5 protein-coding genes are annotated in these 6,201 nt (G+C 35.3%); 3 read left to right on the top strand and 2 right to left on the bottom strand.

Annotated elements, in window-relative coordinates:
* Positions 1 to 30: 30 nt before the first annotated feature.
* From FD688_RS07280 to arcD, 3 genes are all read left to right on the top strand, one after another.
* Positions 31 to 867, top strand: a complete 837-nt coding sequence (locus FD688_RS07280; protein WP_138742412.1) for a ribose-phosphate diphosphokinase — start codon at positions 31 to 33, stop codon at positions 865 to 867.
* Positions 868 to 976: 109 nt separating this feature from the next.
* Positions 977 to 1,963, top strand: coding sequence for an aldo/keto reductase (locus tag FD688_RS07275; RefSeq protein ID WP_034531770.1), 987 nt, complete (start codon positions 977 to 979; stop codon positions 1,961 to 1,963).
* A 113-nt stretch (positions 1,964 to 2,076) separates the two neighbouring features.
* Positions 2,077 to 3,504 carry an arginine-ornithine antiporter gene (gene arcD, locus FD688_RS07270; protein WP_138742411.1) on the top strand — a complete coding sequence of 476 codons (1,428 nt, stop codon included), beginning with the start codon at positions 2,077 to 2,079 and terminating at the stop codon, positions 3,502 to 3,504.
* Positions 3,505 to 3,532: 28 nt separating this feature from the next.
* On the opposite strand, the gene FD688_RS07265 is transcribed toward arcD, so the two are convergent.
* Together FD688_RS07265 and rnjA are read right to left on the bottom strand one after the other, a co-directional pair.
* The gene (locus FD688_RS07265) at positions 3,533 to 4,441 is read right to left on the bottom strand and encodes a diacylglycerol/lipid kinase family protein (protein WP_138742410.1); all 909 of its coding nucleotides are present in this window, start codon (positions 4,439 to 4,441) and stop codon (positions 3,533 to 3,535) included.
* A 75-nt stretch (positions 4,442 to 4,516) separates the two neighbouring features.
* Positions 4,517 to 6,199 carry a ribonuclease J1 gene (gene rnjA, locus FD688_RS07260; protein WP_138742409.1) on the bottom strand — a complete coding sequence of 561 codons (1,683 nt, stop codon included), beginning with the start codon at positions 6,197 to 6,199 and terminating at the stop codon, positions 4,517 to 4,519.
* Positions 6,200 to 6,201: the final 2 nt, after the last annotated feature.

Genomic DNA, 6,201 nt, shown 5'->3' with positions numbered 1-6,201 from the left:
GTTATTTTATCAAATTAAAATAATCATTTTATCGAAAGTGCTTTTATTTATCTGTTCAATATTATAACTTCAGTTCCGGATGCCGTATACATCATTCAATCACTTAGTGAACCAATTAACGCTAATATCATGGAATTATTCATCATGATTGATGCTGTTAGAAGAACTAGTGCAAAATCTATTAATGTGATTATTCCATATTATGGTTATGCTAGACACTCTGCTAAGAAGCGTGAAAGAAAGGCAATTATTGCTAAACTAATCGCGCGTGTATTAGAAAGAGCTGGAATTGACCGTGTGTTAACCCTTGATTTACATGCAGCTCAAATCCAAGGTTTCTTCAACAAACCAGTTGATAACCTAAAGGCTGATAAACTAATGGCTAAGCATATGTTAGAAAATTATGATTTAGATAATGCAGTTGTCGTATCACCTGATCATGGTGGAGTTGGAAGAGCCAGAGGTTTTGCAGGATTAATTGATGCACCAATCGCAATTATTGATAACAGAGATCCCGAAAACGATGCGCACATTCCAACATTCATTATTGGAGATGTTAAGGACAAGGTGGCCATTGTAGCTGATGACATGATTGACACTGCTTCTCGTGCTGTTAAAGCTGCAAATGTTTTAGCCAAGAACGGCGCTTCAGCAATATACCTTGTTACTACACACGGTGTCTTTGCTGGGGATGCAATTAAACGCATCGAAGAATCACCAATCAAAAAGGTGATTGTATCCGATTCAGTTTACATTAGTGACGAAAAGAAAATTGATAAATTAGACATCGTGTCTGTAGCAGATTTAATGGGTAAGGCAATCTTGCGTATCCATAACAACAAATCTGTTGGTAAATTATTTAGATAGAAAGTTCACCCATGATTGGGTGGGCTTTTTTGTTTACTTGTTTTCTTGCTTTGAGGGCCAATTAAACTTAAAATATAGATGTAGTATTATGAAAATTGAGGTGTTTAAAATGTATAAAGCTTCAGATGAACGATACGATAATATGAAAATCAGAAGAGCCGGAAACTCCGGTCTACAATTACCCGCATTATCATTTGGAATGTGGCATAGCTTCGGTGACGACGCCAACTTTAAGGACAGTCGTGAAGTAATGCTAAATGCTTTTGATAAAGGAATCTTTAGTTATGATTTAGCAAATAACTACGGTCCCGGTTCAGGAGCAGCTGAAAGAATGTTTGGTCAAGTCTATAAGAACGATTTGAAGCCATATCGTGATGAATTAGTTATTACTACTAAGGCTGGTTACCACATGTGGCCTGGACCATATGGTTCATTCTCAGCTAGAAAGACTTTGATTGCTGCATTGGACAGATCACTAGAAAGAATGGGATTAGACTATGTAGATATCTACTACAGTCACCGTTTTGACCCAAATACTAGTTTAGAAGAAACTGCTGAAGCATTGGATAGTACAGTTAGATCTGGTAAAGCATTATATGTTGGTATTTCTAACTACAATGGTGAACAAACTCGTGAAATCATTAAGTATTTCAAAGAATTACACACACCATTCGTTGTTAACCAAGCATCATATAACATGTTAAACCGTTCTGCTGAAACAGATGGTACTATTGATGCATTAAAAGAAAACAACGACGGTTTAGTTGCATATGGTCCATTAGCTGAAGGAATTCTTACTGATAAATATCTAAACGGATTACCTGATGACTTGAAACTTCACTTTACTAACAGTTTCATGATGGAAAACAAGGATGAAGTTGTAAAACGTTTAAACCAATTAAATGAATTGGCTAAGAACAGGGACCAAACACTAGCTCAAATGAGTTTAGCCTGGTTACTACACGACCCAGTCGTAACTAGTGTTGTGACTGGTGCATCAGATCCTAAGCATTTAGATTCAAACCTAAAGGCTTTAGATAACCTAGACTTCACCGAAGATGAATTAACACGTATCAACGAAATTTTAAAAAAATAAATTGAAAAAAGAGGAGCAGTCGTAAAAGACTGCTCCTTTTTTATATGACAAACATGGTTTAAATGCGTTATAATAGTAAATTGTTTTTAATCGTTTAATAAAGGAGAGATAGAATGAACGATTCCGCTAAAAAACTGAATTTAACGGAACTAATTGGTTTAGTTATTGGTTCAATCATTGGTGGAGGAATCTTCAACCTTATGCACGACATGGCATCACAAGCTGGTGTCGGGTCAGTTATAGTTGGTTGGGTTATCACAGCCATTGGAATGCTTTGTTTAGCATTCACATTTCAAAATTTAACTAACAAACGACCAGATTTACAAGCTGGAATTTATAGTTTCGCTGATGCTGGATTTGGTCACTATATCGGGTTTAACTCTGCATGGGGATATTGGTTATCAGTTTGGTTAGGGAATATTAGTTATGCGACTCTATTGATGAGTGCATTAACTTACTTTTTCCCAATTTTTGATAATGGTCATAATTTGGTGTCATTTATTGCTGCAACTATTATTTTATGGGGTGGTCATTTCCTTGTTTTAAGGGGAATTCATTCAGCATCATTTATTAACACAATTATTACTATTATCAAGTTGATCCCAATTTTCTTGTTTATAGTGATTATGATTACTGCATTCAAACTAAACGTATTTACCAGCGACTTCTGGTTAATGCATGGTAGACCATTTAATTTCTCAGATGTCTTGGGTCAAGTTAAGAGTACAATGCTTGTCACAGTTTTTGTGTTCTCAGGAATCGAAGGAGCAGTTATCTTTTCAGGATATGCTAAGAAGAGAAAGGATATTGGTAGAGCTACAGTTCTTGGAATTGTTGCTGTAACAATGATTTATATGTTGGTTACCTTGCTTTCATTTGGTGTAATGCACCAAGCTCAATTATCGCAATTGGGGCAACCAGCTATGGCTGATTTATTACAACATGTCATGGGTAAATGGGGGGCCATCATCGTAAACATCGGATTAATCGTCGCCGTGTTGGGTGCATGGTTATCATGGACAATGTTTGCTGCGGAAGTGCCTTATGAAGCTGCAAAAGTTGGATCATTTCCCAAATTTTTTGCTAAGGAAAATAAGAACGGAACACCTGTTAATTCATTAATCTTTACTAATGTATTGGTTGAACTATTCATGGTTTCATTTTTCCTAGCATCAAGTGCTTACAACTTATTCTTATCAATTTCAAGTTCAGCAGTATTAATTCCGTATGCATTTTCGGCACTATATCAAGTTAAATATTCTTACTTAGATAAAGGTGCTAGTGATCGTAGACGTAATTTAATTCTTGGAATTATTTCAAGTGCATATTCAATTTGGTTAATTTATGCAGCTGGATTAAATTACATTCTATTGACTACTATCTTGTTTGCAGCTGGAATACCATCATACTGCTACTTACAAAAAGTTGATAATAAAAAAGAGCGTATTTTTACTAAATTAGAGAGATTATTAGCGATTGCGTTGGTTATTTTAGCCATAATTGCTATTTATGAACTAATTACTGGTGGAATTACCATATAAAAAAAGAGTGATTATTATCACTCTTTTTTTAGTATATAAATGGATATTTTGTTTTGCGGTATTCAATATCATAAAATCTGCTTCCCAATGTTTCACCATCGGCATGAGCGTATTCCAAAGACGGAATTTCAACATGAATATTATCACTTTTGATTCTAAAAGCGGACTTCACTTTTAATTCACGTTTGAATAAAACATGAATAATTACATAGCATAGTTGGAAAATATTTTTTCTAGTTAGTACAAGCAACTCAATTTCATTATCAGTGTCATGATTTAAAGCAGTTACCATAAATGCTTTTTTGATTTTATGATTTTCACCGTTAGCTTTAATATCTACAGGAAATGTGCTTAAGTTGTAGATAGTAGGGAAGATTGAAAGGTAGTATTCCATTCTGGTCTTTAAGTTGATCTTATGTGAAATGAAATTGTTTTTTAGGTTAAAGACGTTGGCATCTAAACCAATTCCTAAATTGTTTAAGAAGATACCACGTTGCTTTTTAATGTGTTCATCGAATAAACCAATTTCATGATTTTCAACATGGTGGTTTTTGATTTGTTCAATGAAGTTACTATTCATGTTATGTTGTTGCTTCATGTGGGTGTAGAAGTTATTGTTAGCTCCGGTTGGAATAATCAAAACAGGTACATTTGGAATTGATTCATTCTTTGATTGAGCAGCATGAATACCTTCAATGGTTTCATGTACTGTTCCATCGCCACCAATCACAATAATAGCCTTAGGTAGTGAGTCACTCCTAAATGATGTAACTAAATAATGCGAAATAATGGCTACGCAGTGAAGAGGGCGTCTGGTAATCTTTAGACGATATTTAATATCGTTTGCGTCTAATTGTTTTTTTATTTCGGGCCATTGATGTTTAGCTCTTCTTTTATTAGCCACTGGATTGAAGATGACTAAATAATCAGTGTTCAACTTAAATACTCCTTTCTATGTAAAATAAAAACGAATTCAATTAAGAATTCGTTTTTAATAAGCATCAGTTTGAAATTATTTTTTATTCATAATTAACATTGGTAAAATCAAAGGATGTCTTTCGGTCTTATTATATAAGAATTCTTGTAAATCATCGATGATAGCGTTTCTGATACTTGATTCATTAGCATTCTTGTTTCGCATAGCGCGACGAATAGTTCTAAATACTAATCGTCTTCCTTCGTCTAGTAATTGACCAGATTCTCTCATGTATACGAAACCTCTGGATAGTAAGTCAGGTCCAGATTGAATTTCTTGATCTTTTAGGTTAATTGTAGCGACAACTACAACTAGTCCTTCTTCAGATAATAGTTGACGGTCACGTAAAACAACGTTTCCAATATCACCAATTCCGTTACCATCAATGTAAACATCTCCGGCAGCGAAATGACCAGCAATTCTTGCTGAATTCTTAGTTAATGCTAAGACATCACCATTTTTCATAATGAAACTGTTTTCCATTGGAACGCCACATTGTTCCGCTAGTTCAGTATGAATTTTTAACATTCTAAATTCACCGTGAATTGGCATAAAGTACTTTGGCTTCATTAAACTAAGCATAAGCTTTTGCTCTTCTTGTCCACCGTGACCAGAAGTATGGATTTTGTTAATCTTACCATGAATGACTTTAGCACCAGCTTCTTCCAGTTCGTTGATAACACGGTTAACACTAACCTTGTTACCTGGAATTGGGTTACTTGAGAATACTACAGTATCATTTGGTTGAATCGCGATTTGTCTATGAGTGCCGTTAGCAATTCTTGAAAGGGCAGCCATAGTTTCACCTTGAGAACCTGTACATAAGATAAGGGTCTTTTCAGCTGGAAGAGATTGTAATTCTGAAGCATCAACGAATGTACCATCTGGAACGTTTAAGTATCCTAACTCTTGTCCATTAACAATTGCAGCTTCCATACTTCTTCCGAAAACAGCAATTTTTCTACCATGTCTTATGGCAGCATCACAGGCTGTCTTAATTCTGGAAATATTTGACGCGAAAGTTGCAAATATAATTCTTCCAGTTTCTTCATCAAAGATGTGTTCAACTGCAGAACCAATCCAACTTTCTGATTTAGTCCAAACAGGTCGTTCAGCGTTTGTACTATCCGACATTAGACAAAGGACACCTTCGCGTCCTAACCTTGCCATTTCTTGTAAATCAGGCGGCTGTCTTGTAACAGGGGTCAAATCAAACTTGTAATCCCCAGTTTCAACAATCACTCCAGCAGGGGTGTGAACTGCGATTCCCAAAGTATCAGGAATTGAATGGGTGGTACGGAAGAATGAAACTTTTGTCTTATTAAACTTTAAGACGGTTTGTGGATTAATTTCATGAATTTCAGTACTTCTCAATAATCCATGTTCTTCTAACTTGTTCTTGATTAATGCTGACGCCAATGGACCAGCGTAAATGGGAACATTTAAATCGCGAATTAGGTATGGAACACCACCGATATGATCTTCATGTCCGTGGGTAATAACTAATGCTTTGATTTTGTCCTTGTTTTTTACTAGGTATTGATAATCAGGGATAACGTAATCGACCCCTAATAAATCATCCTCTGGGAATTTAATCCCAGCATCGATTAAGATGATTTCATCTTGAAATTGAACACCGTAAGTGTTTTTTCCAATTTCACCAAGTCCACCAACGCCATAAATAGCTGTTTCGTTATTTTTGACGTTTAGTTTGTTCATAA

The sequence above is a fragment of the Apilactobacillus kunkeei genome (genome assembly GCF_005930975.1).
In the GTDB taxonomy this organism is placed as follows: domain Bacteria; phylum Bacillota; class Bacilli; order Lactobacillales; family Lactobacillaceae; genus Apilactobacillus; species Apilactobacillus kunkeei_E.
Note: the sequence above shows the minus strand (reverse complement) of the source record. Positions and strands in the feature narration are given on the sequence as shown.

Coding starts and splice junctions, on each gene's coding strand:
- FD688_RS07275 (WP_034531770.1), top strand. CDS start 977: ATGTATAAAGCTTCAGATGAACGATACGATAATATGAAAATCAGAAGA.
- arcD (WP_138742411.1), top strand. CDS start 2,077: ATGAACGATTCCGCTAAAAAACTGAATTTAACGGAACTAATTGGTTTA.
- rnjA (WP_138742409.1), bottom strand. CDS start 6,199: ATGAACAAACTAAACGTCAAAAATAACGAAACAGCTATTTATGGCGTT.